Below are 25638 nucleotides of genomic sequence, written 5' to 3'. Positions count from 1 at the left end.
GTCAAGCCGAACCTCGGATCGCCGACGGGGCGCACTGATCATGAGGGATATCCCAAGATCACCCCAGAGCCAAGCCGTACTCGGTCGACGCCTGCGCGCTCGGAGTGCGTTCCGAGCTCAGGAATTCGCGGACCAGTTGCATCGTCAGAGCGGGCAGCTCCAGCTGAGGAACGTGCCCGCAATGAGGAATCACCACCGATTCCGCGGTAGGCATCGCCTCGCTGACGTGGCGAGCGAAGCTGGCCGGAACGAGCCGGTCCTCGCTTCCCCACAGGAACAACGCCGGTGTCCGAAGGTTGGGGAGTCGTCCCCAGAACCCGGTATCGCCGAAGGCTTCCTCGGTGTAGATGTTGAACAAGGCCGACAGCGCAGCGCGACGGTGTGCACCGGAGCTCATGGCAATCTCGAATTCGTCGACGGCAGCGTCGAACCAGCTCTGTGGCACTCGGTTCGGGTCGGCGAACATCGCCTTCACGCCCGCCATCACGACAGGGCGCGGCACGGGGGCCGCGGGTAGGCGCGCCACATCCACGGGCAGCAACTTGACGAGTGGTACCAACTGCCGGAATCGGCGGAACGCCGGTGACGGACAGAGCAGGACCAGCTTGGCGACCGCCTCGGGATCGTGCATGGCCAACTCGAGTGCGAGGCGGCCACCGAGAGAGTTGCCGACGACGACGGCGCCGCGGGCGTCGACCGCATCGAGGAAAGCGCGAAGCCAGGAGTACAGCTGGTGGGCGGTGTAGGTCCAGCACGGTGCTTCCGAGGCACCGAACCCGGGGGTGTCGGGCGCGATGACGCGGTGGTCCTCGGCCAGGTCCGCTAGCACCGGAAGCATGGATGCATTGGTGGCACCGAGGCCGTGGAGGAGAACGACTGGAGGCGCGTCGGCTCGGCCCGCCTCCAGGTAGGCCGTGCGCACGCCACCTGCGTCGACTTCCCGCGACTGCGGTCGCGTCGACAACTCGACGTCCGGCGCGAACGCCCCGCCGATCTGAAGCACCGTCGCGAGGCTTCCGCGTGTGACGAGGTCGCCGTCCAGAAACGCGTCGACCCCGCTGCGCCGGCCGATCAGGACATCGGCGAGCGTGTCTGCGTCGGTCCGGATAGTGCACGTGGGCTTCCGAGGACCGTCCGCACTGCGGAGTTCGGCGACACCGCTGTCGATCGACACGGTCCAGTGACCGTGACCAGCGATGTCGAGGACCACAGTGGCCGACTCGTCGCTCATCACCGTATCGGTGAGGTCGCGCGGAAAGTGGGTGGCCAGCATGCTGGCTGGATCGATCGGGTGCCCTTCGCCCATGTGCTCTTCCTTCTTTAACTGCCGCGGCGTGTGTTCCCCGGCGTCGTGGGCAGCCGATTACCCGGTTGATCGGAAGTTGAACATGAGGAGCTTTCCGTAGCGGCTTGTGCCGAGAGATATCGAGACCGTGCGACCACTCTTCATCTCGGCGGGCGAGGCCACCGTCGGCCTCATGGTCGTGCTCGAAACGCGGTGACGGCACGGACGGCCGAGACGCAACACCCGACGCCGCTCCGTGAAAGTTTTCTGACGCGTGCGTGACACATCGCGTTTCTGGGTACAGGTTCCCTCACATGTTCACCGCGCTCCAGCAGTGCGGGCTGGGTGAGCGTCGGGTGGCGAGAACGCCGCCACCTACGTCACGTCACGATCGAGGAGTTCACATGCCTTCATATACGGACCTTCCCAAGCCACTGTCGGACGTGTGGGAGTGGCAGGTGCATGGCTTGTGCCGTGGCGTCGACTCGTCGCTGTTCTTCCACCCGGACGGACAGCGCGGGCGCATCCGGAAGCAGCGTGAGCTGCGAGCCAAGCAGCTGTGCAACCGCTGCCCGGTCATCGTCCAGTGCCGAGAGCATGCGCTGGCTGTCGAGGAGCCCTTCGGAGTGTGGGGAGGAATGTCCGAATCCGAGCGGCAAGCCGCCATCGAACACCGGCGAGGCGACATCGCCATATGATCGCGACCTCGGCCCTAGGTTAGCGGCTCTATTTGCGCTCCGGGCTCCCCGACCACGCCGTCAGTTCTGCGATGTCGCCGTACAGCGCCGACTGGTAGGTGAGCATCAGCTCCTCCACTCCGTCGAACTGATCCCCCACGTGGTGGGTGTTCACGGCCGATAGCTCCCGGTCGCCCGAGCGGGAGATGAGGTCGTCGATTCGACTGTCCAGGCTCATCGCTCGGTTGACGGCCAGCACGGAACGCAATTGCACTTCGGCTCGGGAGAGCAGGTCACCGATCCGCGCCAGAGCCGCAACGCGGTCCACCAGCTGGTCCCACACCGGCGTCAGTGCAGTCTGCCGGAGTTGAATCTGCCGTCGACCGCTGTCGGAGTGGGTGACGCGCAGTGCGTCGTCGAGCTCGAGGCGAATGCCGCGCAACGCCACGGTGTCGACAGCGATCTGCGTCAGCTCGTCGGCGAGGTCGAGTTGGTGCCGCTGGACAGCGAAGTGCTCGGAGCGCCACACCGGGGACCCGTCGATCCTGTCGTACAGCATTCCGGCGAGGTAGAGGAGCGTGTCGTAACCGTCGGCGAAGGTGTCTTCGTCGAGGTCGACGCCGCGGCCGAGCGCGTCGGCCACCCTTCTTCCGGCCGCCGCCATCACGGTGTTCTGCGACGCCTGGCCGATCCGCTCCGCAGCGGTACCTCGCGCAATTTTCGCAGCCCGCTCGAAGGCGCTTCCGGTCAACGGTGTCGGCGTCCGCTGCAGAGCACGGAAGAGCGCATCACGTTGCTCGAGGTCGAGATGCACGCCCTCCCGCCGATCACGGCGCATCGCCCGCACACCGTTACCGTAATGCGCTGTCGACATCACCACTGCCGACCGATATGCCTGCAACTTCCTGGCGAGTTCAGTGGCGCGGTACTTGAAGAGCAGTTGCGCCGGCCCGGGGCGCAGGGTGTCGCAACGATGGACGACCTGGTGGTATTCGTCCGTCAGAAGACGCAAGTGACCGAACCCACCGATCGATGGGATCGTCCTGCCGGTGCGACGGCGGTTCGCGAGCACCTGCCGGGTGGCCGCATCGAGGTGTCCGGCAGCGATCAGCACGGCAGCCTGATCGGACAACGGCGGGTGCGTTCCCGAAATAGTGGCTCGCTCACACCAACGCCGAACCTCGAAAGAAATCCGAGCCCTACGCTCCTCGTCGGTGTCGATCATCGGCGGGATCTCGCCGTACGGGGACTGGCCGCTCTCCGACATCGGACCTCCTGGATACCGGCTTCTGGGCAGATCGCTCCCCACTACTGTCCCAGAAAGTCGACGGACGCGCCGCGACCGCTTCGGCCGGGGGGCAGTCCTAAGCTCTCCGCACGAGTCTCTCGGTCCGCGCAGTGCTGCTGCTCACCACGGCGTTGCTGATGACCGGGTGCGCAGGCTCGGTGAGCGGATCCGCCGATACCGCGGCCGCCCCGTCGACCACCTTTTCCGCCACTACCCCGCCGAAAAAGACCACGTCGACGCCCCCTACTTCGATGCGGAGTGCGGCCCCGTCAACTCCGAGCGTGGTTCCCAGTGCTGGGACGAGCGCACCCACGAGAACCCGGGAAGTCGATCCGCAGCGTTACGCGGGTACCGCGGCGGGGAGCTTCTACTTCACGACGCCCAGTACCAAGTTCCACTGCGCGATCCTGACCGGCGGCGACCTCCCGACGGCGGGTTGTCACGGCCAGATGCCGGAGTCGGCTCCGAAGGTTCCCGGATCCGGCGCCCCCGACATCCGGGTGCCGCCCAACGCCGTCGAAGTGACAGGTTCCCGCTCGGATCAGTTCATCAGTGCGGGTGATCCGCGGTACTACCCGCTGGGCGGTTCGCCGGCCACCGTTCTCCCGTACGGCAGGTCGCTACGCGTGAACGATCTGACCTGCCACGTCGAAGAGACGACGGGCGTTACCTGCACGAGCGACGTCGGGCACGGATTCACCCTGTCCGACAGCATGTTCCGCATGTGGTGAGAGTTCCGGAGGTTCGTCGAATTGCGTGGACGTAGCGCCGCGCTCGTCGCCACTGCAGCAACGGCGCGCCTCGTAATTCCGTTGCTCGATGCGATCGCAGTCCGTAGGGTCGCTTCGCTTTGTCCACCAGAAACAACCAACGGAGTGCTTCGTCGTCATGGAACCCATCACTGAACGCGACATCAGGTCGTCGTTCATCAACTGCTCCAAGGGTGATGCCAAGCGGCTGCCCGTCCCCCGAGATTTGGATGACAGACCCTGGGGCGACCTCGACTTCCTCGGATGGCGTGACCCCTCGTCTCCTGGCCGGTGCTATGTCGTCGTGCCACAGGAGGATCGGCTAGTCGGTGTCGCTCTGCGTTACGAATCCGGTGGGTCTCGGCGGGCGCAGATGTGCACGATCTGCATGACCACACATGCCAATGGTGGCGTCTCCCTCATGGCCGCACACAAGGCCGGAGAATCCGGTCGCCGGGGCAACTCGATCGGCACCTATATGTGCGCTGATCTCGCTTGTTCGCTATACGCACGCAGGAAAAAGAGCCCAGCACTCGGCAGGCAGTACCGGGACGATCTCGCCCCAGAAGAGAGAATCGTGCGCGTCCGCGACAACGTGAACGCCTTTATCGCCCGCGTCTACGACTGACATCGGCGCAGTCGGACCGAACCTGTGTCACATCGGGCCACTCGGGCAGGGCTCATCCAGCGCTACGGGTACGGAAGCTGCTCCCCACCGCGGGCTGCCAGCAGCGGCTCCATGACGCCGATCTCCTCGCTCTGCTCTTTGACCATCGATGTCGCCAGCTGCGCCACCGCGCGCGTGGTGGCGTGCTGGGCGGCGTGGGAGGCCATGTCGAGGCCACCACGATGGTGGCGGATCATGAGCTGAAGGAACGCCGCCTCGGCCGCCGGTCCCGTGAGCCGACGAAGCTCGTCCATCTCGGTCCAGCTCGCCATTCCGGGCATGTGGGCGCCGGAGTGGTGATGGCCGGTTCCCATCCACGCCATCGGTTGCGGGGAAGTCTGCGGTTGGTCGAGCAACATGAGCCAGCCGCTGAGCACACCGATCTCCTGGTTCTGGGCGGAGGTGATCTGCGTGCACAGCGCATCGATCATGGGCTCACGCGGAGACGCCAGGGCGTGACACAGTTCGATCGCCTGCAGGTGATGGCTCGACATGTCCTGCGCGAAGCCCACTTCCAGGGGTTCGAGCGACACAGTGGCGGCGCGCGGCGGGTCGGGCTGATGCTGCCACCACGCCCCGACGACCACGCCGAGAAGGACACACGCGACGCCTACGGCCGCCAGAGCGAGACGTTTCATGTCAGCGGGTACACACCGTTCTGGAACTGCAGCGCAAGGAAGCCGTTGTCCATGCACGTCACCCAGAGTTGGTCGCCGCGAAACTCCGGAGGCGACATGCACCAATCGCTGGACATGTCGATTCCGATCGGCCGGGTGCCCGGCCCGACCGCGTCCGCTCCGTTGATATCGCCCTCCAGCGCGGCCCGCGCGACCGCGATCGATCCGATCAGCGGAAGGCCGACTATCGATCCCAGGGTCGCATGCGTCGAGTTCTCGAGCCGGCCGGCCTTGTCCGGTTGCCCCGGCGGGACGAAGTACGCGATCTCCTTGATGTCCTGCAGGTCGCGGACGTCGAAGACGCGAATACCGGATTGGATCCAGCCGCAAGCCAGCGCGGTGGGGTCCACGGGCCGATCCACACTGCAGTAGTGCGCGTCGTAACCGAAGGCACCGTTGCCGCCGTTGTCCTGGGCCCACACGTCCATGTTCTGCGGCAGGTTCACCTCGAGTTTGATCGTGTTGATCAAGCGCAGATTCGCATCATCGGACGAGTCGATCACCTTCACGCCACCGGATCCGCCTTCGTCCACGGTGAAGATGACTGGTGCGCCGTCCACAGTGACGGGGATGGTGTGTTGCGTCAGCTGACCGTCCGACCACAGTCTGCGGCCCACATGCGGCACCACGGGAAAGAGAGCGCGGCGCTGGACGGCGCTGATGTCCAGCACGGTGATGCCCGCCAGCGTCGAGATATACATGCGGTTTCCATCAGGCGTGATCCCGAAGCCGTGGTTCGACACACCGGTCAGGCCCGTCCAGACCACGCGGGGTTCGGCCGGGTTACTGACGTCGATAGCCGACAACTGGCCGCCGGCAGTGCCTGCAGCCCAATATGTTCGGCCGTCCGGCGAGAAGCCGCCCTCGTGCGTCGTGATCGGCAGCGGGAGCGACAGCTGCGTTCCCGTCCCCGGATTGAGGAGCCGCGGGCGCGTGCAGTCCTGGGATACGTCGTAGATCGAGAATCCACCGATGCCGGTCAGTAGTCCGACGCCCGTGCCCGCGAGGAGACCGCGCCCCGGATCGACCTTGAGCGACTCCCAGGTGCCTGCCTGCATCGGCGGTTCGATGAGGGTCCCGGTGTGACGCGGGCGGGCCGGATCGGATACATCCACTACCTGGACGCCAGGGCCGGGGCGGTCGAGCCGGGTGGGAATATTCGATCCCACATACACGCAGTTGCCATACGCGGCGCTGACGATTCCCGCCCCTTGACCCTGGAGTTGGCCGACCAGTCCGAGGTTGCACGAGTACGGTTGCTGGCTGCGTCCACTCCGGCGGTCCGCGAGCGGCACCTGCCCTTGCATCCCCGACTCCTGATCCGACCCCGGTCCGCACTCGGCGCGATCGACCGCTGTGCGTTGGACGGAAAGGAAATCCGTCACCGGGTCTGCGACCGCGGGCGCGGCAACGAGCCAGACAGCGAGGACTCCAGCTAACGCGGCAACCCGGTGACCTCGGTGCGAGCGGTGTGAACCCATGCGCGACATGCTAGGTATTTCACACCAGAAACACCGGCGTTTCTGGAAAACAGTTCAATTCTTCGATTCGCGCACCGGCACCGGCGCCGAAACGGTGCGGCAGGTGTGGCGACGACGAACAGGCTCGGTGCACGTCTACCCTGACATCATGCGCGAGTCGGCAGGATCCACAGCCATTGAGCCACTTCCCGCAGGCCGCCATCGGCTCGACCCGACGGCGGTAGCGGCCTCCCAGCGGTACCGCATCGACTTCGCCGCCCTCGACGTGCTGGCCGAAAAGGGCTACGCGGCAGCAACAGTGGCTGACATCATCGCCTCCGCGCGCGTGTCCCGACGCACGTTCTACGAGTTCTATGCGAACAAGGGTGAGTGCTTCGTCGCCGTGTGCGCGCTCGCGACCCGGATCATGGCGGAAGAACTCGACGCGGCCACAGACACCACGCTGCCCTGGCAGCTGCAGCTGCGCGCCCACATTCAGCGCTACCTCGAAGTCCTGGCCGCACAACCCGGCGCAGCGTATGCCCTCACTGTGCAGACGTTCGCCACCCCGGAGCTTCGGCAGGCCCGCGAGGCGATGTTCGACAGCCTTCTCGATCGAATGCGCGGACTTCATCAGCTCGCCCGTCAGCAAGATCGCACGCTCCCCCACCTGCCCGACGACCTTCTGCGGCTACTTGTCGGGGGCTTCGACGAACTGTTGCGCACGAATCTGCGCGCGCGTGACGGGCACAGTCTTCCGTCGCTTGCTCCGATGATGACGCGGGCGGCGATAGCGATCCTGCAGAGTTCCGGAACAGCGGAGCGCTGACGAATGTCGACGTCGCCGAAGCCCACCCGGCTCACCCTCGATCCGGAAGAATTGCTCGCGGCCGCGGTTGCCCAAGCCGAACTGGGCGCCCAGGAAGGCGGCATCCCGATCGGCGCCGCCCTCTTCGCCGGAAACGGAGACCTCCTCGGCAGTGGCCGCAACCGTCGCGTCCAACACGACGACCCCTCGGTGCACGGTGAAACCGATGCCTTCCGGGCCGCCGGACGTCAGCGTGACTATCGCTCGACCGTCATGGTGACGACGCTGTCGCCGTGCTGGTACTGCAGTGGACTGATCCGCCAGTTCAACATCGGGGCTGTCGTCATCGGCGAGAGCGTCACCTTCACCGGAGGGCACGAATGGCTCCGGGAGCACGGGGTCGATGTGACGGTTCTCCGCGATCAGCACTGCATCGACTTGATGACCGAGTTCATCGAGACCCAGCCGGAACTGTGGAACGAGGACATCGGGGTCGCCGACTGAGGGAGGCCTGCTCTGCGCAGGGTGGCCTGATCCTCACCCCGGGGTCGGTATCAGTACCGAGCACGCTCGCACAAGATGGAATCACGTCAGAAACGCCGAGCTGACACCCTCGCTGCCTCCGAGAAGGAACACCAGATGTCGAAGAGTCGTTCACCCCGAACCCGCGTGATCGCAGCGCTCGTAGGAGCCGCCGCTGCGTTGTCGATCGGGATGGTGGGTCCGGCGGCTGTGGCTTCCGCCGCGCCTCCCTGCAAGATCAACTGCCATCAGCCGAATCCGAAGCCACTACCCAAGGACCTCGGAGACAGCTGCCAATTCTGCACATCGACGCCCGGCGGACCGTCGCAGCCGCCCCCTCCACCGCCGCCGCCGCCACCGCCGCCCGCCTGACAAAGACCAGCCGACACAGAGCCCCTCGCCCCGCACACGGAGCGAGGGGTGTCGGCGTGTCCGGGTCCGTGCGTCCCGAATCGACCCGCATCCCGGCCAGGTGTTGCGCCCCACACCCGACACCCACCCCCTACCCTGAGTGCATGCGCATAGGAGCACATGTCCGCCAGGACGACGATCCGATCGGATACGGCGAACGACTGGGGGCCGACATCATCCAGATGTTCCTCACCGACCCCCAGAAGTGGAACAAACCGCCCACGCACCCGCGGACCGACGAGATCCGCGACAGTCCCATCGACGTCGTCGTCCACTCCTCCTACGTGATCAACGTGGCGAGCCTCAACAACCGGCTCCGCATGCCCTCACGCAACGCTGTGGCGCAGCAGGCTCAGGCCGCCGCAGACATCGGTGCATTCGGGCTGGTGGTGCACGGCGGCCACGTCCGCGACGGTGAGGACGTCAACGAAGGGATCGTCAACTGGCGCAAACTTTTCGAGCGCCAAGCCGACAAGGGCGGTTTCCCGGTGCCGATCCTCATCGAGAACACGGCAGGTGGCGACTTCGCGATGGCCCGCCACTTCGACGCAATCGACCGGTTGTGGCAGGAGGTCGGCGACTTCGGTGCCGGCTTCTGCCTCGACACCTGCCACGCCTGGGCCGGCGGTGAAGACCTGGTGGGTGTGGTCGAGCGCATCAAGGCCATCACCGGACGCATCGACCTCGTGCACCTCAACAACTCGCGGGACGAGTTCAACTCCGCGCGGGACCGGCACGCCAACCTGGCCGACGGAACCATCGACCCGGAACTGCTCGCCGAGGTCGTCCGCACGGCAGACGCACCCGTGGTCCTCGAAACGCCGGGTGAAGGACTCGCCGAGGATCTGGCTTTTCTCCGGGAGACGGTCGGAAGCTAGCGCGCGCTCGAAGCCCGGAAGATCCTCTCCGAACCGCACTCGACCAGTACGGTGAGCTGATCCGCCGAACGAGGAGGAACACCGTGCGACGCACACTTACGGCCATCCTGATCGCCGCTGTGACCGCCCTGTCCCTGGCAGGATGCAGCAATTCCGACTCCGGCCCGGTCATCGACCAGGTGCGCGAGGCGGGCGTCCTCAAGGTAGGCACCGAGGGCACCTACACCCCGTTCAGCTATCAGGGCCCCGACGGCCAGCTCACCGGCTATGACGTCGAGGTCATCCGCGCCGTCGGTGACAAACTCGGTGTGTCCGTCGAGTTCACCCAGACCCCGTGGGACTCCATCTTCGCCGGCCTCGAGGCGAAGCGGTACGACCTGGTCGCCAACCAGGTCACCGTGAACGACGAGCGCACCCAGAAGTACGACCTGTCGACGCCGTACACGGTGTCGGAGGGTGTGATCGTGACCCGCGCCGACGACAACTCGATCACCGGACTCGACGATCTGAACGGAAAGACCGCAGCACAATCCGCGACCAGCAACTGGGCCCAGGTCGCAAGGGACGCCGGGGCAAACGTCGAGTCCGTGGAGGGCTTCGTACAAGCGATCACACTTTTGAAGGACGGACGAGTGGACGCCACCGTCAACGACAACCTCGCCGTCGCGGAGTATCAGAAGCAGACGAATGACGCGGGCGTGAAGATCGCGGCCGAGACCGGCGACACCAGCGAACAGGCCTTCGCTGCCCGGAAGGGCAGCGGCCTGATGCCCGACATCGACAAGGCGCTCGCCGAACTGCGCGCCGACGGCACACTGGCGAAGATCTCGGACAAGTACTTCGGCACCGACGTGTCCGCGCCGAGTAACTGAGCCGGCACGCACGAGGAGCGCCGGAGTGGACGACGCAACGATCCAACTGATCCTGGACAACCTGTGGCCGATGCTGAAGGCCACACTCACCATGACGATTCCGCTGACTCTCGTCAGCTTCACCATCGGACTGGTCATTGCCCTACTCGTCGCGCTGGCCAGAATCTCCTCGATCACGCCGTTGTCGATCGCGGCCCGCTTCTACATCTCGATCATCCGGGGCACACCGTTGCTGGTGCAGCTGTTCATCGTCTTCTACGCGTTGCCGCAATTCGGGGTGACGCTCGAACCGTTCCCGGCGGCGGTGATCGCGTTCAGTCTCAACGTCGGGGGTTACGCCGCGGAAGTCATTCGTTCGGCGATCCTGTCCATCCCGAAAGGTCAGTGGGAAGCCGCCCAGACCATCGGCATGGGATACACCACCACGTTGCAGCGGATCGTGCTCCCCCAGGCGGCCCGCGTCGCCGTTCCGCCGCTGTCCAACACGCTCATCTCGCTGGTCAAGGACACCTCCCTGGCCTCGACGATCCTCGTCACCGAACTTTTCCGCGTCGCGCAACTCGCCGCCGCACCCACGTTCGACTTCTTCGCCCTGTACGGTGTCGCGGCGCTGTACTACTGGGCGATCTGCATCGTCCTCTCGGCCGTTCAGGGCCGACTCGAGGCCCGACTCGACAGGTATGTGGCCAGATGACCGACACTCGCACCCCACTGCTCAACGTTTCCGGCGTCGAGAAATCGTTCGGTGAACATCGCGTGCTGCGCGACATCAGCTTCGAGGTCCTGCCCGGCACCGTCACCGTGATCATCGGCCCGTCCGGTTCGGGAAAGACCACGGTGTTGCGAACACTCAATGCGCTGGACCGCGCGGACGCCGGCGTGATCTCGATCGGTGAGGTGTCGGTCGACTTCGCTGCCCAGGTGGACCGGTCCACCCTGGCTCGGTTCCGGGCGCAGAGCGGCATGGTGTTCCAGGCGCACAACCTGTTTCCGCACAAGACGGTGCTTCAGAACGTCACCGAGGGACCGGTGGTCGTCCAGAAGCGACCGAAAGGCGAAGCGCGTGCCGATGCCCTGGCACTGCTCACCCAAGTAGGCCTGGCGGACAAGGCGAATCAGTACCCATACCAACTCTCGGGTGGCCAGCAGCAGCGCGTCGGAATCGCCAGGGCGCTCGCGCTGAAGCCCAAACTGATGTTGTTCGACGAACCGACGTCCGCACTCGACCCCGAACTCGTCGGCGAGGTCCTCCGCGTGATCCGCGATCTCGCGACCGAGGGCTGGACCATGGTGATCGTGACTCACGAAATCCGGTTCGCGCAACAGGTGGCCGATCAGGTGCTGTTCATCGACGGCGGCGTCGTCCTCGAACGCGGTACGGCCAAGGACCTACTGACGAACCCGACCGGGCAGCGGCTACGGCAATTCCTGCACCGCATCCTCGATCCGCTCTGATCGTCAGCGAACGGCCTTCTCCAACAGCACCACGCTGGGCCATTCGACCTCGAAGTCGCGGCGGCCCACCAGGAAGAAACCCTGCTCCTCGTAGTACGTGCGCAGTCGGCTGTTGGTTTCCACGCACTCGAGTCGGACGACGGACACGGCCTCACTCCGGGCGTGCTCGTCCACCCACCGCAACAGTTGCGCTCCCAACCCTGGGCTCGCATGGCGGCGATCCGTCATCACCCGCGCGACGTAGGTAGCGGGAACCTCGTCGTCGACCCAGATGTCGGGATCGGCGCGCAGCACGCGCAGGGCGCCCGCCACGATTCCACCGGAGCGCGCGACGCGCCATTCTCCGGCCTCTATCTGCTCACGCACATCGGCGAGCGACACATCACCGCGGCACGGCGGGTCGATTCGCTGCTCGGCGAGCCAATCCTCTGCGTCCCAGTGCATCTGGACGATGTCTTCCGCCTGATCCAGCACTGCCCGCTCCACCGTGACCGCCATGCACTCACAGTAGCGACCCCACGGTGAAATCAAATCACCGCTGCGCCCGTGTCGATCTGCGGTGATGTGACCGGGATTACAGTGTCCGCGTAGCCGCTGAAGCTCTATCTGTGCATGTGTGGCAGAAGCAGGTCTGCCTGCCCGACCTCGACGGGGGCCTCGTCGAGCCATTGCGCAGTCTGCTCGCGGGCCCGCCGTATCAACTCGTCCGCGTCGCCGAAATCTGCGGGGCTGGTGTCCAGTGGGCAGAGGGGTGGCACGACCTTGATGTCGGCGGCGCCCTCATAACGTTCGATGTCGAGTGCGAGGCGTTGATTAATCGCGAGCGTCACCCCGAGCAGAGCCATCCCGAGTGCGCTGCGGGGAACCTCGGACAGCGTGCAGGCATATCCGGTGGGCAGTACCCACACCGTCGTGGCACCGAGTTCGATGGCATGCGAGATCGGGGTGTTGTTGACCACGCCACCGTCCACCAGCGCGCGACCCTCGACGACTACCGGCGGGAGAATCCCCGGAATGGCAGCGCTGGCAAGGACGGCATCGACAGCGGGACCGCTCGACAGCCGAACGTCCTTGCCGGTCAGCACATCGGCGGCGATCACGTGGAGCGGGATCGGAGCGTCCTCCATCCGCCCGAAGCGCAGGTGCTTTTCGAGGATCCGCCGGATTCCCCGGTTGGAGACCAGATGATTGTCGATCCCGACGAAACCCACGAAGCCGGTGAACAGGCCGGTCGGGAACACCGAGCTCCGCTTCAGCCCGCGCCACAGATCGGCCAGTTCACGTAGATCCGATTCCGAGGACCCGGCCGCCAGCCAAGCGCCGTTGAGCGCTCCCACCGAAGTTCCGACGACGAGATCGGGGCGAATCCCCCTGCCAATGAGGGTTTGCAGCATTCCGACCTCGATGGCTCCGAGGCTCGCTCCACCCGACAGAACGAAAGCGGTCGTCATGTCGCCACGGTAACCGGTCAGGCCCGGCGATACAGCGCATCGATATCGGCGGCGAAGCGTTCTGTCACAACTGGACGCTTGATCTTCAAGGTGGCCGTCAATTCCCCGTCCACCTCGGTGAGGTCGCGGTCGAGGATGACGAACCGTTTGATCGACTCGGTGTGGGAGACGGTGGTATTCGCGTCGTCGACGGCATCCTGAAGCTCCGCGCGCAATTCCTCGGCTTCGCGCAGATCGGCGACCGATGCGTCGGCAGGTCGCCCGTGGGCTGCCTTCCACTTGTCGAATTCCTGAGGATCGACGGTGAGCAGCGCACCGATGAACGGGCGACCGTCACCCACGACCACGGCCTGCGACACCAGTGTGTGCGAGCGCAGCCGATCCTCGAGGGGCCCCGGTGACACGTTCTTGCCCCCTGCGGTGATCAGAAGGTCCTTCTTGCGTCCGGTGACGGTGAGAAAGCCGTCGTCGTCGAGGTAGCCGAGATCACCGGTGCGGAACCAGCCGTCGTGCAGCGCCTCCCGAGTGGCGTGCTCGTTGCGCCAGTAGCCGCCGAAGACGACGTCGCCGCACAATTCGATCTCACCGTCCTCGGCGATGCGCACGCCGTGTCCGCCGAGCGGCCTGCCCACCGTCCCGATCTTCTGCGCCCCGGGAACGTTCACGCAATGCGCGGCAGTGGATTCGGTGAGTCCGTACCCCTCGTACACAGGTACGCCCATCCCGCGGAAGAAATGCCCGAGGCTCGGCATGAGCGCTCCGCCTCCCGAGATCGCCCACCAGCAGTCGCCGCCCAAGGCTGCCCGCAGCCTCGCGTAGACCAACTTGTCGGCGACGGCGCGGCGCAGCGCGAGCAACGGTCCCGGCCCACCGTTGTCCTGGGCCCGGCTGTACTCGACGGCCGTCGTCTCGGCGAAGTCGAAGATCCGCTTCTGCAGGCCACCACCGGATGCCGCCTTACGGGCGGCACCGTCGCGCACCTTCTCGAAGACCCGTGGAACACCGAGGATCGTATGCGGGCGAAAACGTTCGAATTCTCCCGTGACCGTCCCGAAATCGGACCAGTGTGCCTGGGTGGCCCCGGCCTCGAACATCGCCAGGGACACCGCCCGGGCGAGGACGTGTGCCAGGGGAAGGAAGGTGAGGACACGGTTGCCGGGACGCGCCACGTCCCCGATCGGCGCAGCGAGGAGGGTCCGCACCTCCGACAAGAAGTTGCGGTGCGTGAGAATGCACCCTTTGGGTCTTCCGGTGGTACCGGAGGTATATACCAGCGACGCGAGGTCGCCGGCGGTCAGCGCGACGACTCGCTTGAACACCTCGGAGTCGTCGACCGAGCGTCCGTCCTTGATGAGGGTGCCCACCGCATCTTCGTCGATGGTGAAGATGTGCTTCAACGTGTACGGGATGCCGTCGCCCTCGAAACTCGCCGCATGAGCCGGCGTCTCCACCACGGCAGCCACCGCCCCGGAGTCCTCGATGATCCACCGGATCTGATCGGGCGACGAGGAGTCGTAGACCGGAACCGAGGCCGCACCGGTCGCCCAGATGGCGTAGTCGAGCAAGGACCACTCGAACCGAGTGGACGACAGCAGTGCTACCCGGTCGCCCGGTCGGACACCATGGCTGATGAGGCCCTTCGCGACCCCGGTGACGAGTGCGGCGAAATCCTTGGCCGTCACGTCGACCCAGCCATTGGCCTCCGGTCGGGCGTACATCACCCGGTCGGGCGTGCTCTCCGCATGTGCGAACACCGTCAAGACCGCGTTCTCGTGCTCGGAGACGCTGAAGGTCGGCGGGCTCGTGAACTCACGCACGGGTGTCGTCTCCGTTGCTCTCGAAGGTCGAGGGACGCCGCGAAGGGTCGTCGCCGCCATGGCGGAATCGGCGCAGATGATCGGCGAACGCGGCGATGTCATGGTCCGACCAGGACGCCATCCGGTCGCGCACCTCCTCTACCCGTCGGGCATCCGCACCCGCAAGCACGGCGACACCGGCGTCGGTGAGGGTCAGCGGATGGCCGCTGCGAAGCGGTCCGGCCTCGGCCCGCACCCACCCCTCGTCGATGCAGACACGCAGCTGCCGCGACACCGTGGAGCGGTGCACTCCGAAGGACTCGGAGATCTGGGTGGCCCGGCACCCGGGATTGCGGGCGATGTATGAGAGCAGCGAATGTTGAGCGAATGTCGGCGAACCTGCCGGAGGTCCGTCGCCGGCGACGAGCTGGCGGACGAGCCGGACGAGTTCGTCATGGACAGCCACGACGCCCGATGCGGACGACTCACCCGATTCGACCTCGTTGTGTTGCACACTGCAACTATATCGAGACTCCCGCGCCTCGGCCACCCGCACCCACTTCCCTTGCCGCTCCTCGACCCGCCGCGGCGGCCGACACAGTCACGCGTGGTGCTCATACTGCTATCCCCGACCCGGAAAAACCCGAAAGCGGGAAACCCTCGAGGGTCACAATTGGAGAACGCTTCGCCGAGTGCCGACTCCCGATGCTGCGGCGGTATCTGCCCGGCATCGCTCAGAACCTTCTGTGCACGGGCTCCGGGTCCAGCTATCGGCCAGCAGCAAACCGCCGCATAAATTCGTTGCGACGGACAGAATTCTCGCGGCAGTCTGTCGAACATGCTCATACGACGGGAAACTGCCCACGACGTCGCCGCGATCGCCGAGGTCCATCGCCAGGCCTTCGACGGCGACGCCCCCGTCGAGGTCGACCTCGTCGAGCGACTCCGGTCGAGCCAGGCGTGGATTCCGCCGCTGTCCTTCGTCGCCGAGTGGCACGAGTCGGTGATCGGACACGTGTGTCTGACCCGGGCCACCGTTGCTTCGACGCCGGTGCTGGCATTGGGCCCCCTCGGTGTGCTGCCGGGCCACCAGCGCGGTGGGGTCGGTTCGGCGCTCATGCATGCCGCCCTCGGCGCCGCTGATTCCCGTGACGAACCGCTGGTAGCACTGCTGGGCCACCTCGAGTACTACCCCCGGTTCGGGTTCGTCGCCGGATCCTCCCTCGGGATCGAACCGGACGAGCCTTCCTGGTCGTCCCATTTCCAGGTTCGCCGTCTCACTACCTGGGACTCCGCCCTGTCGGGAATGTTCCGGTACGCCGCGCCGTTCTATCAACTCTGAGGCGAGTGGACAGTGTGCAGCCCCCGAGCCGCTGGTAGTTTGCCAATAGACAAGCAGGATCCGAGGTAACGACAGTGACGAACGCCGCCGACAGCGTCCGAACGGGCGACGTCGTCGACACGTCCGTGACGACGACCATCGTCCGGCGGGTCAGCCAGGGGTGCGAAGAAGAATTCGCCGATTGGATTCAGGTCGGCCTCGGTCTGGCACGCCTCTTCCCCGGTTTCCTCGGCGGCGGATGGCTCAAGGAGAGCAGCACGTCCGCTGTGTGCGTCATCGTCCTCAAGTTCGAGACGCAGGCGGCCCTGGACAATTGGCTGACGTCTTCGCTGCGGAACGGATGGTTGCGGACCGGCGAGAACATCGCCGTCGAAGATTCCACCGACCGGATATCGAGCATCGCGGGATTGTTCGACCCACCCCGGCCCGCGGACCGGTTGCCCGACTCCGGTACGCCCACACCCAGCTAGACCGTGCCTGTGAGCGCACCCTCTTCCCTGCATGTCGGACTACTCGCCTACGGTGACTGACGTGACGTCGCCTTGGTCGGAGGGACAGGTCGCATCGGTCGCGACCGATGCCGGCTCTCTCGCTGCCGCACGCACGCTCTCGGCGTCGTGGTCGGATACCGGCCACACCGGCACCGCACTGTGGGGACTGTGCCAGGGTAGCGGCAGGAGCCCATACCGCACCGTGGTCGATCTCGACGGGCCCGCCTTCTCGTGTTCGTGTCCGAGCCGGAAATTCCCCTGCAAGCATGCGCTCGGGCTACTCCTTCTCTGGTCGCAGGGGCGGGTCCCGGACGCGGCTGACTTCCCGCCGTTTGCGCGCGAATGGCTGGGACGACGGGCCACGCGGGCAAGCGAGCCCGGTCCGCCTGCTCCCCCGTCGACCGCCCAGGGGAAGTCTGCCGCACGTCGAGCCGATCGGGTGGCCGCGGGCCTCGACGAACTCGATCTGTGGCTCACCGATCAGATCCGCGGTGGGCTGGGATCCACGGACACGTCACCCGCCGCATTCGATGCCGTTGCGGCGCGAATGGTCGACGCACAGGCTCCCGGCGTCGCATCGGCGCTGCGTCGGCTCGCCTTCACTGTCGCGTTGCGCCCCGACTGGCCGGTGAGATTGCTTGCCGAGTACGCCAAGCTGCATCTACTCGTGGTCGCGCATCGTCGTCTCCCCGAACTGCCGGAGCCGTTGCGGGCGACGGTCCGCGCCCACGTGGGATACCCGGTCTCCACCGACAGGGTGCGTGGTGAACCGGCTGTGCGTGATCGGTGGATGGTGCTGGGCTCCCAGACCACCGAAGAGAAACGGCTTTTCACCCGCAAGGTGTGGTTACTCGGCCGGGATCACGGCCGTTGGGCACTCCTGCTCGATTTCGCCCACGGCACACCGAACTTCGCGAACGCCGTTCCGCCGCTCGGTTCCCTCGTCGACGCGGATCTGCACTTCTATCCCGGCGCCGCGCCGTTGCGCGCGCAGTGGGGCGCCGGCCACGGTGCGGCAGAACCGTTCACGACGCTTCCCGCGGGAGGCATCGACCCGGCCCTCGACGCCTTCGCCCACGTCATCGGCGCCGACCCGTGGGTTCGTTCGTGGCCCGTGTTGCTGGGCGGTGTCACGCCGACGATCACGGACGAGGGATGGCTGCTGGTCGACGCCGAAGGGCGAGCGTTGCCGGTCACCGGTGACGAGAGAAATCTGTGGACACTGCTCGGCATCTCCGGCGGCCACCCGGTCACCGTGTGCGGTGACTGGAACAGTGAGGCACTGACTCCGGTGTCCGTGTTCGACCGCGGTGTCGTCCACTCGCTCGTATCCGCAACGGCACCGTCCGTCTCGACCCGCACGGCAGGCAGAAGACGATGAGCGAGCTTCTGTCGACGGCTCTCCTGGGTACGGCCCGGTCCACTCCCGCACTGCAGGACCTCGCCATGGGGCAACTGGCGCGATCGATTACCGGCGATCCTGCCGAAGTGCTGCTGGGCGCGGCCGCTCTGGAAAATGCCCATCGAGCCGGCGGGGTCACCGCCTCCCTGCACGTCGTGCCTGCGCCCGCCGACGAGGACGACCGAGTGCAACTGCCCCCGGCGGCGGCCGACCACCTGATGCAACTGCTCGCCGCCAAGTCGTGGACACTGACGGAGTGGTTCGCCGTAGCCGTCGAGCGCGGGTACCGGGCGCCGGATCATCTCGTCGCCGAACTGATGTCCGCGGCACGGAGCAACGACACGCACCGGGAGAACATTCTCCGGCTCACCGGACCACGCGGACAGTGGCTGGCCGCCCAGAACCCGGAATGGTCGATGCTCCGGCGGACAGCCGATCGCCTCGAGGTGTGGCATCGCGGCTCCCATCCGGAACGTCTGCAGTGGCTCACGGCGATGCGCTCGGTGAATCCGGCGGCCGCCACGGCGGAACTGCGACGAACGTGGGATACCGAACGCGGCGAGCACCGGGCCGCGTTCATCGCAGCACTGGCCACCGGGCTCGGCGACGCGGACGCCGCCCTCCTCGAGCACGCACTCGACGACCGGCGTAAAGATGTTCGCCAGCATGCAGTCCAGTTGCTGCGCCAACTTCCCCGCTCGGCGTACGCGCAGCGGATGGCCTCCCGCGCCCGCGCGTGGGTGCGGGTGGAGAAGAAGCCTCTCCGCACCCGCCTCGTGGTAAACATGCCGGGTTCGCTCGATGATTCGGCGCGGCGTGACGGCATCGAAAACGTGCACTTCAAGAACAAGGGAATTCGGAGTTGGTGGCTGCGAATGGTGGTCACCGCGGCACCACTGTCGGTATGGGACGACATGATCGGATCCGCATCCCAGGCCCTGGACATCCGCATCGAGGACCAATGGCGTGATGTGATGACCGAGGCCTGGGTCAACGCGACAGTGATGCAGCGCAACCCGCGATGGGCGTCCGCCTTCCTGCACAAACAGGGCAGGCAAACCGAGCGGCGCGTCGTCCCCCTCGTTCCCGCCGGTGAGCGGCTGGAGTACATACTCGCCGGCCACGCCGACTCCTACCTGCTGGGCGTGGACGGGGCGGCACTGTTCGACGATCTCCCGCACCCGTGGCCCCTCGAACTTGCGCAACGCATCATCGCCCGATTCGAGGACATCGCGGTGCGGCACGCCTCGACAGGCAAGGAGCTCGGACAATTGTCCCGGCACAGCCACTACTCGACGCTGCGCAGCGCCGAGACACACTTCCCGTTCAGTGCGGTTCCCCTGCTCCACGCGGCCGCCGAACGCACCCGCGACCCCGGCTGGCAGCAGGCGTTCTCGACGGCCGCCGCCAACATCGAACACCGCCGAACGCTGCTGAAGGAGCTCGAGTGACCGAGATCGTGGCCGGCCAGGCCGCCCTGCTGCGTCCCCATGCCGAGCAGGACTACGCCGAAGAACTCGCGACCCTCGCCGCCCAGGACACCCGGCCGCGGCCGCCGTCCTGGAAGATGTCGCCGTGGGCCGTCGTCACGTACCTACTCGGGGGCGAACTCGACGACGGCACCGTGATCACCCCCAAATACGTCGGCCCCCGCCGGTTGATGGAAGTCGCAGTCGCTACCCTCGCCACCGATCGGGCACTCCTGCTCCTCGGTGTCCCCGGGACAGCCAAGACGTGGGTGTCCGAACATCTTTCGGCCGCGATTTCCGGAACGTCGACGCTACTGATCCAGGGAACTTCCGGAACACCGGAGGAGGCCATCCGGTACGGATGGAACTACGCCCGGCTCCTGGCCGAAGGCCCCACCGCGGGAGCCCTCGTCCCCTCCCCGGTGATGACCGCGATGGAGAGCGGCCGGATCGTCCGAGTCGAGGAGCTCACCCGGATTCCGGCCGACGTGCAGGACGCGCTCATCACCGTGCTCTCGGAGAAAACCCTGCCGGTGCCCGAATTGGGCATCGAGGTGCAGGCAGCCAAGGGTTTCAACCTGATAGCCACCGCCAACGACCGGGACCGCGGTGTGAACGACCTCTCCTCCGCACTCCGCAGGCGCTTCAACACGGTGGTCCTGCCGCTGCCCGCCAGCGAAGAGGACGAGGTCGCCATTGTCACGCGGCGCGTCGAGCAATTGGGCGCCTCACTCGAACTGCCGAAAATCCCCGCGACGGTCGACGAGATCCGCCGAGTGGTCACCGTGTTCCGCGAATTACGCTCCGGCGCCACCTCGGACGGCCGTACCAAGCTGAAGTCGCCGTCCGGAACATTGTCGACCGCGGAGGCCATCTCCGTGGTGACCAACGGATTGGCGCTCGCCGCGCACTTCGGCAACGGCACGCTGGGGCCCTCTGATGTGGCCGCAGGCATCCTTGGATCCGTACTGAAGGATCCGGTGGCAGACAAGGTGGTGTGGACGGAGTATCTCGAAGCGGTTGTCCGTGAACGCGAGGACTGGTCGGACTTCTACCGAGCCTGCCGGGAGGTCGCCGGGTGAGTTCCGATGTCCGTGTCTTCGGCATCCGCCATCACGGGCCCGGATCAGCACGGTCGGTGCGACGCGCACTCGAAGCGTTCACTCCCGATGCAGTCCTGATCGAAGGACCCGCGGACGCCGACCCGCTGATCGCACTGACGGCCGTCGACGCCATGAAACCGCCGGTGGCATTGCTGGCCTACGCCACCGGGGAACCGCGGACGGCTGCGTTCTGGCCTTTCGCAGTGTTTTCCCCTGAGTGGCAGGCACTCTCGTGGTCCGCGGAGCACGGAGTCGACGTGCGGTTCTGTGATCTCCCGGCTGCCCACACGCTCGCCGCCGAATCCGCCGAATCCGATCGCACAGACCCGTTGGCCCAGCTCGCCGCGGCTGCCGGATACGACGACCCCGAACGCTGGTGGGACGCAGTCGTCGAATCCGGCACCGGCGCAGACTCCTTCGACGCCATCACCGAAGCGATGTCCGTTCTGCGCAATGCCACCGACCTCGACGAGGAGACGAGAAGACGCGAGGCCTACATGCGCCAAACGCTGCGCAAGGCCATCAAGGGCGGCGCTCGGCGCGTGGCGGTGATCTGTGGCGCCTGGCATGCGCCGGCGCTCTCCGGGCCCCTCGGCCCCGCCACCGCCGATGCGCGAATCCTCAAGGGCCTGCCGAAGATCAAAACCTCACTGACGTGGGTTCCGTGGACCCATTCGCGTCTGTCCACGGCCTCGGGGTACGGAGCGGGCATCACCTCACCGGGTTGGTACCACCACCTCTTCACCGCCGGCGACCGAACGATCCCACGATGGCTCACCAAGGTGGCCCGCGTGCTGCGCGCCGAGGACCTCCCGGTGTCGAGCGCGCACGTCATCGAGGCGGTACGCCTGGCAGACACCCTGGCCGCCATGCGCTCACGTCCCCTGGCCGGCCTGTCCGAGGTTACCGAGGCAACCCGCGCCGTGATGTGCGACGGCAACGACGTCCTGCTCGACCTGATCACCCGGAGACTCGTGGTCGGTGAGGCACTCGGCGGCGTCCCGGACGACACACCCACCGTCCCGCTCGACGCCGACCTGCGTGCACGGGCAAAAACGCTCCGCCTCAAGCAACAGGCCACGGAGAAGACACTCGACCTCGATCTCCGCAAGGACATCGACGTCACGCGCTCCCAATTACTCCACCGTCTGCAGCTCCTGGGGGTCGGGTGGGGCGTTCCCGCGGACAGCGAGATCAACGCCACCGGGACGTTCCGCGAAACGTGGTCACTGACCTGGAAGCCGGAACTCGCCGTCGCCATCATCGAGGCATCACTCTGGGGAACGACAGTCGAGGCCGCAGCCACCGCCAAGGTGCGGGCCGAAGCGTCGGACGAGGACGTCTCCCTCGCCCAGCTCACCGCACTTCTCGAGCAGGCGCTGCTGTCGAACCTCACCGATGCGCTGCCCGAACTGCTCCGTGCGCTCGACACGGCCGCCGCCCTCGACCACGACGTGATGCATTTGATGGATGCGCTGCCGTCCCTCACCCGGACCCTCCGCTACGGCGACGTCCGCGGCACCGACATCTCGTCCCTCGCCCGCGTCAACGACAGCCTCCTGGTGCGGATCTGCGCGGGACTGGGATCGGCGCTGTCGGGATTGGACGACGACAGCGCGATCGAGATGCGCCGGGCGATCGACGGTGTCCATGCCGCCGTGATGCTCCGCGACGAGGATCGCGCGTCGAAACGATGGCTGGGCGCTCTCGCCGGGCTCGTCGATCGCAGCGATGTGAACGGCCTGGTGATCGGCCGGATGGTCCGGCTGCTCCGCGACGCCGGCGCGATCAGCGAAACTGACTCCGCGACCAGGCTGTCGCGGGCACTGTCCGTCGGCGCCACACCGTCCGCGAAGGCAGGATGGGTGGACGGCTTCCTCGGCGGCGGTGGCCTGCTTCTCGTCCACGATCGGGAACTGCTCCGCCTGCTCGATAGATGGGTATCGGGACTGGGTGATCAGGACTTCGTAGACACGCTGCCGTTGCTGCGGCGAACATTCGGCGCCTTCGACACCGGGGAACGTCAGGCGATCGGCCAGTCAGTGCAGGGCGGAAACCGAACCGAAGCTGCAGCTCCGATCGACCCGCGGCGGGCCGCAGTCGCGATCCGCACGGTGGCCGACATTCTGGGAGTGCCGTCGTGAGCGAAGACGTCGAGCGGTTACGACGGTGGCGGTTGCTGCTCGGTGACGCCGCCGAGGAGTCGACGGGCGGGCTGGGCTCCAAATCGGATGCCGCGATGGACGGGGCGCTGTCCGCCCTCTACGACGCGAACAACCAGGACACCGGTAGCCGTCGACGAGGTGCCGGCCTGGGAAGCTCGGCGCCCAAGGTGGCGCGGTGGCTCGGCGACATCCGGACGTACTTCCCCAGCACCGTCGTCCAGGTGATGCAGAAGGACGCCGTCGACCGGCTCGGGCTCACCGAGTTGCTGCTCGAACCCGAACTGCTCGACGCCGTCGAACCCGACGTCCACCTCGTCGGCACGCTGCTGAGCCTCAATCGGGTGATGCCCGAAACGAGCAAAGCCACCGCCCGCATGGTTGTCGACACAGTGGTCCGGCAGATCGAGGAACGCATCGCGCAGAAAACACGGACCGCGGTGACCGGCGCCATCAACCGGGCTGCGCGCACCACCAATCCGAAGCTCCGCGATGTCGATTGGAACCGCACCATCCGCGCCAACCTCGCCCACTATCTTCCCGAGTACAAGACCGTGGTGCCGGAACGGATGATCGGGTACGGACGTCGATCATCGTCGGTGCACCGCGACGTCGTCCTCGCCATCGACCAGTCGGGGTCGATGGCGTCGAGCGTCGTCTACGCCTCCGTCTTCGGCGCCGTTCTCGCATCGATGCGCGCATTGAAAACTTCGCTCGTCGTCTTCGACACTGCGGTCGTGGATCTGACAGACAAACTGTCCGATCCCGTGGACGTCCTGTTCGGCACGCAACTCGGCGGCGGCACCGACATCAACAGGGCCATCGCCTACAGCCAGTCGCTGATCGACAGACCGGCCGAATCGCTGTTCGTGCTCATCTCGGACCTGTACGAGGGCGGAATCCGCGGCGAGATGCTGCGGCGGATGTCTGCCATGAAGACTGCCGGGGTCCAGGTGATCGTGCTGCTGGCACTGTCCGACGACGGCGCCCCGTCGTTCGACCACGACAACGCGGCGGCCCTGAGTGTTCTCGGGATTCCCGCGTTCGCCTGCACACCGGACAAGTTCCCGGAACTGCTGGCGCTCGCACTGGAACGCGGCGACATTCGCAGGTGGGCAGACAGTCTTCAAAGGGAGTGACGCGGGTCTAGCCGGCGGCCATTCGGCGGTCGCTGTGCAGTTCGGGGTGCGCGTCGGCGCGAATCCTGAGCAGGACAAGACCGGAGACTGAAGCGACGATCAGCGACGCGACCGTCCACTGAACGTGCAGTTCGGAAATCCCGACTCCCGCACCGACGAGTCCCACGAAAAGCAGGCTCCACATGATCGCTTTGACTGGACCGGACCCCATGGCAATACTCCTTCACCGAGATTACGAACGTCCCCCGTGAGTTCTGGCGTTGCGCGCAGAACGTTATCCGCGTCACACCACCACCACCCGCGCGACACGTCGGAAACGCCGTAATTCGATACCAAGCCGAGACCAACCCCTGTGAGTACTTATTAACCGCCCGGGGTTAATAAGTACTCACAGGGGCTTTTAAATAATGCTGATGGTCCCCTGGGTGGTCGCCGACGCGAGGACGCGGAGATGGTCGTCGGAGCCGCCGAGGGTGTGTTCGATGGCGGTGAGCCTGCTGACGTAGTGCCCGACCGGATACTCCGCGGTCATACCGATGCCACCGTGCATCTGGATCGCTTCCTGCCCGATCTTGCGGGCCGAACGCCCGATCTGCAGCTTCGCACGAGAGGCGACCACCGGGTCGACGGTTCCGTCGGCCAGCGACATCGTCGCGTACAGGCTCATGCTGCGAGCCAGTTCCAGCAGCACATACATATCCGCCGCCCGATGTGTCAGGGTCTGGAATTTCGCGATCGGGACACCGAACTGCTTGCGGGTTTTCAGGTACTCGGTCGTCAACCGCAACGCTTCCTCCATCGCGCCGACCGCCTCCGCGCACAACGCCGCCTGCGCCCGGATCTGCGCGCCCTCGATCGCCGACGACGCATCGCCGCCCTCACCGAGCGGCTCCGCCGGAGTATCCGACAGTTCGATCTGCGCGGCGCGCAGTCCGTCGTGAGTCGCGTAACCCGTGCGGGTAAGCCCGTGAGCGTCGGCGTCGACGAGGAACAGCCCGACCCCACCACCGGGGAGTGTCGCCGTGACGACTAGCGTGTTCGCGCTTCCCCCGTGCAGGACAGGGTTCTTGATCCCCGACACCGTCCAGGAGTCGCCGTCCTGCTTCGCGGTCGTGGAGACTCGGGTGGAGGGCCACCGCACCCCCGGTTCCCGATCGGCGAACGCCAGCAACAGGTTGCCCTCCGACACCTCCGGCAGGATTCGGCGGCGCTGCTCCGTGCTGCCTACCGCAGCGATCAACCCGCCCGGAACGAGCACCGCGTCGAGGACGGGTTCCGGGGCGAGCCGGCGGCCGATTTCGGTCATCACCGACGCCACCTCGACTGGACCAGCGCCCATTCCGCCGTCATCCTCGGCGAAGCTCAAACCGAGTAGTCCCACCTCGGCGAGTTGCTTCCACACCTGCGGGCTCCACCCCTGCTCGGTGTCGGTGACGGCGTTACGCTTCTCCGCGTCGTAACTGCGGCCGAGCAGTTCCCTGGTGGTGTCACGCAGCAGTTTCTGTTCGTCGGTCAGTTCGAAATCCATGACACA

26 protein-coding genes are annotated in these 25638 nt (G+C 66.2%); 16 read left to right on the top strand and 10 right to left on the bottom strand.

Features of this window, described 5'->3' with window-relative positions; translation table 11 throughout:
* Nucleotides 1-58: 58 nt before the first annotated feature.
* Nucleotides 59-1306: an alpha/beta fold hydrolase gene (locus GFS60_RS08905; RefSeq protein ID WP_159920497.1), complete on the bottom strand. Its 1248-nt coding sequence runs from the start codon at nucleotides 1304-1306 to the stop codon at nucleotides 59-61.
* A 383-nt stretch (nucleotides 1307-1689) separates the two neighbouring features.
* On the opposite strand from GFS60_RS08905, the gene GFS60_RS08900 reads away from it, so the two are divergent.
* Nucleotides 1690-1983: a WhiB family transcriptional regulator gene (locus GFS60_RS08900; RefSeq protein WP_109328148.1), complete on the top strand. Its 294-nt coding sequence runs from the start codon at nucleotides 1690-1692 to the stop codon at nucleotides 1981-1983.
* Between the two features lie 28 nt (nucleotides 1984-2011).
* Here GFS60_RS08900 and GFS60_RS08895 read toward each other — a convergent pair whose 3' ends face one another.
* Nucleotides 2012-3229, bottom strand: coding sequence for a hypothetical protein (locus GFS60_RS08895; protein WP_236603406.1), 1218 nt, complete (start codon nucleotides 3227-3229; stop codon nucleotides 2012-2014).
* 131 nt (nucleotides 3230-3360) lie between these two features.
* Between GFS60_RS08895 and GFS60_RS39020 the strand changes: the two genes are divergently transcribed.
* Together GFS60_RS39020 and GFS60_RS08885 are read left to right on the top strand one after the other, a co-directional pair.
* Nucleotides 3361-3981, top strand: coding sequence for a hypothetical protein (locus GFS60_RS39020; RefSeq protein WP_236603405.1), 621 nt, complete (start codon nucleotides 3361-3363; stop codon nucleotides 3979-3981).
* Between the two features lie 157 nt (nucleotides 3982-4138).
* The gene (locus tag GFS60_RS08885) at nucleotides 4139-4627 is read left to right on the top strand and encodes an FBP domain-containing protein (protein ID WP_159920495.1); all 489 of its coding nucleotides are present in this window, start codon (nucleotides 4139-4141) and stop codon (nucleotides 4625-4627) included.
* 62 nt (nucleotides 4628-4689) lie between these two features.
* On the opposite strand, the gene GFS60_RS08880 is transcribed toward GFS60_RS08885, so the two are convergent.
* Together GFS60_RS08880 and GFS60_RS08875 are read right to left on the bottom strand one after the other, a co-directional pair.
* The gene (locus GFS60_RS08880) at nucleotides 4690-5304 is read right to left on the bottom strand and encodes a DUF305 domain-containing protein (RefSeq protein ID WP_159920493.1); all 615 of its coding nucleotides are present in this window, start codon (nucleotides 5302-5304) and stop codon (nucleotides 4690-4692) included.
* Complete coding sequence (locus GFS60_RS08875) at nucleotides 5301-6833, bottom strand: hypothetical protein (protein WP_159920491.1); 1533 nt, start codon at nucleotides 6831-6833, stop codon at nucleotides 5301-5303. Before GFS60_RS08875 ends, GFS60_RS08880 begins: the two co-directional genes overlap by 4 nt.
* Nucleotides 6834-6972: 139 nt before the next feature.
* Here GFS60_RS08875 and GFS60_RS08870 point away from each other — a divergent pair, with 139 nt between their 5' ends.
* From GFS60_RS08870 to GFS60_RS08845, 6 genes are all read left to right on the top strand, one after another.
* Nucleotides 6973-7632: a TetR/AcrR family transcriptional regulator gene (locus tag GFS60_RS08870; protein WP_159920489.1), complete on the top strand. Its 660-nt coding sequence runs from the start codon at nucleotides 6973-6975 to the stop codon at nucleotides 7630-7632.
* A gap of 3 nt (nucleotides 7633-7635) precedes the next feature.
* Complete coding sequence (locus GFS60_RS08865) at nucleotides 7636-8115, top strand: nucleoside deaminase (protein WP_159920487.1); 480 nt, start codon at nucleotides 7636-7638, stop codon at nucleotides 8113-8115.
* A 533-nt stretch (nucleotides 8116-8648) separates the two neighbouring features.
* Nucleotides 8649-9422: a deoxyribonuclease IV gene (locus GFS60_RS08860; protein ID WP_159920485.1), complete on the top strand. Its 774-nt coding sequence runs from the start codon at nucleotides 8649-8651 to the stop codon at nucleotides 9420-9422.
* An 83-nt stretch (nucleotides 9423-9505) separates the two neighbouring features.
* On the top strand, nucleotides 9506-10294 hold the full coding sequence (locus GFS60_RS08855) for an amino acid ABC transporter substrate-binding protein (RefSeq protein WP_159920483.1): 789 nt from the start codon (nucleotides 9506-9508) through the stop codon (nucleotides 10292-10294).
* 25 nt (nucleotides 10295-10319) lie between these two features.
* On the top strand, nucleotides 10320-10988 hold the full coding sequence (locus GFS60_RS08850) for an amino acid ABC transporter permease (protein ID WP_159920481.1): 669 nt from the start codon (nucleotides 10320-10322) through the stop codon (nucleotides 10986-10988).
* Entirely contained in the window at nucleotides 10985-11749 is a 765-nt protein-coding gene (locus GFS60_RS08845; RefSeq protein WP_159920479.1) for an amino acid ABC transporter ATP-binding protein, read from the top strand. The genes GFS60_RS08850 and GFS60_RS08845 overlap by 4 nt, the downstream gene beginning before the upstream one ends.
* Nucleotides 11750-11752: 3 nt before the next feature.
* Here the strand turns inward: GFS60_RS08845 and GFS60_RS08840 are convergent, their stop codons facing one another.
* The 4 genes from GFS60_RS08840 to GFS60_RS08825 all read right to left on the bottom strand — a co-directional run bounded on the left by GFS60_RS08840 (nucleotide 11753) and on the right by GFS60_RS08825 (nucleotide 15552).
* Nucleotides 11753-12247 carry a GNAT family N-acetyltransferase gene (locus GFS60_RS08840; protein WP_159920477.1) on the bottom strand — a complete coding sequence of 165 codons (495 nt, stop codon included), beginning with the start codon at nucleotides 12245-12247 and terminating at the stop codon, nucleotides 11753-11755.
* 104 nt (nucleotides 12248-12351) lie between these two features.
* Nucleotides 12352-13200 carry a patatin-like phospholipase family protein gene (locus tag GFS60_RS08835; RefSeq protein WP_159920475.1) on the bottom strand — a complete coding sequence of 283 codons (849 nt, stop codon included), beginning with the start codon at nucleotides 13198-13200 and terminating at the stop codon, nucleotides 12352-12354.
* Between the two features lie 17 nt (nucleotides 13201-13217).
* Nucleotides 13218-15017 carry an AMP-dependent synthetase/ligase gene (locus GFS60_RS08830; RefSeq protein WP_159920473.1) on the bottom strand — a complete coding sequence of 600 codons (1800 nt, stop codon included), beginning with the start codon at nucleotides 15015-15017 and terminating at the stop codon, nucleotides 13218-13220.
* A complete protein-coding gene (locus GFS60_RS08825; protein ID WP_159920471.1) occupies nucleotides 15010-15552 on the bottom strand; it encodes a MarR family winged helix-turn-helix transcriptional regulator in 543 nt (180 codons plus the stop codon). Before GFS60_RS08825 ends, GFS60_RS08830 begins: the two co-directional genes overlap by 8 nt.
* Before the next feature lie 282 nt (nucleotides 15553-15834).
* Between GFS60_RS08825 and GFS60_RS08820 the strand changes: the two genes are divergently transcribed.
* From GFS60_RS08820 to GFS60_RS08790, 7 genes are all read left to right on the top strand, one after another.
* Entirely contained in the window at nucleotides 15835-16338 is a 504-nt protein-coding gene (locus tag GFS60_RS08820; RefSeq protein WP_159920469.1) for a GNAT family N-acetyltransferase, read from the top strand.
* 74 nt (nucleotides 16339-16412) lie between these two features.
* Nucleotides 16413-16808, top strand: coding sequence for an antibiotic biosynthesis monooxygenase (locus GFS60_RS08815; RefSeq protein WP_159920467.1), 396 nt, complete (start codon nucleotides 16413-16415; stop codon nucleotides 16806-16808).
* 61 nt (nucleotides 16809-16869) lie between these two features.
* Nucleotides 16870-18210 (top strand): SWIM zinc finger family protein, encoded by a 1341-nt coding sequence (locus GFS60_RS08810; protein WP_159920465.1) that lies wholly within the window; start codon nucleotides 16870-16872, stop codon nucleotides 18208-18210.
* Entirely contained in the window at nucleotides 18207-19682 is a 1476-nt protein-coding gene (locus GFS60_RS08805; RefSeq protein ID WP_159920463.1) for a DUF5691 domain-containing protein, read from the top strand. The genes GFS60_RS08810 and GFS60_RS08805 overlap by 4 nt, the downstream gene beginning before the upstream one ends.
* A complete protein-coding gene (locus GFS60_RS08800) occupies nucleotides 19679-20782 on the top strand; it encodes an ATP-binding protein (RefSeq protein WP_159920461.1) in 1104 nt (367 codons plus the stop codon). Before GFS60_RS08805 ends, GFS60_RS08800 begins: the two co-directional genes overlap by 4 nt.
* Nucleotides 20779-22947, top strand: a complete 2169-nt coding sequence (locus GFS60_RS08795; protein WP_201453530.1) for a DUF5682 family protein — start codon at nucleotides 20779-20781, stop codon at nucleotides 22945-22947. Before GFS60_RS08800 ends, GFS60_RS08795 begins: the two co-directional genes overlap by 4 nt.
* Entirely contained in the window at nucleotides 22944-24104 is a 1161-nt protein-coding gene (locus GFS60_RS08790; RefSeq protein WP_159920459.1) for a VWA domain-containing protein, read from the top strand. The genes GFS60_RS08795 and GFS60_RS08790 overlap by 4 nt, the downstream gene beginning before the upstream one ends.
* 7 nt (nucleotides 24105-24111) lie before the next feature.
* Here the strand turns inward: GFS60_RS08790 and GFS60_RS08785 are convergent, their stop codons facing one another.
* Both GFS60_RS08785 and GFS60_RS08780 read right to left on the bottom strand, forming a co-directional pair.
* Nucleotides 24112-24315, bottom strand: coding sequence for a hypothetical protein (locus GFS60_RS08785; RefSeq protein WP_109328063.1), 204 nt, complete (start codon nucleotides 24313-24315; stop codon nucleotides 24112-24114).
* A gap of 189 nt (nucleotides 24316-24504) precedes the next feature.
* Nucleotides 24505-25632, bottom strand: a complete 1128-nt coding sequence (locus tag GFS60_RS08780) for an acyl-CoA dehydrogenase family protein (RefSeq protein WP_159920457.1) — start codon at nucleotides 25630-25632, stop codon at nucleotides 24505-24507.
* Nucleotides 25633-25638 lie beyond the last annotated feature (6 nt).

The sequence above is a fragment of the Rhodococcus sp. WAY2 genome, from assembly GCF_009859915.1.
GTDB classification, from domain to species: Bacteria; Actinomycetota; Actinomycetes; order Mycobacteriales; family Mycobacteriaceae; genus Rhodococcus_F; species Rhodococcus_F oxybenzonivorans.
The sequence above is the reverse complement of the archived record's forward strand: the minus strand, read 5'-3'. Positions and strand labels throughout refer to the sequence as shown.